General features: G+C 34.0%; 1 pseudogene. It reads right to left on the reverse strand.

Annotated features, from left to right (window positions below):
- Nucleotides 1-288, reverse strand: a pseudogene (locus FOT98_RS31230) (RNA-guided endonuclease InsQ/TnpB family protein); the annotation flags it as partial.

Below are 288 nucleotides of genomic sequence, written 5' to 3' on the forward strand. Positions count from 1 at the left end.
TTTGAAATGAAAATGCTTTCGATAGTTTTTTGTTTTTTAACAGGTTTGAGATAGGTAAGTCTTCCACAACAATCCTCATTGGTTTGGTTTTCACCAATTTCGCTGTTGCTTGATGGATATGGTTATTTCGGATATTCGTAATTTTCCTAGATAACCGCAGGTGCTCAACTTTCGCTTTTTCATATCCGGCAGATTGAATCTTTACACCTTTTTTAAATCTCCTAGACATATCTCTTTGCGCTGACTTTTTCCTTTTCAAAAGTTTTTTAACCTTAGCATCTTTGTTTA

Origin of the sequence: Bacillus sp. HY001, from assembly GCF_007558965.1 — a bacterium.
Lineage (GTDB): Bacteria > Bacillota > Bacilli > Bacillales > Bacillaceae_G > Bacillus_A > Bacillus_A mobilis.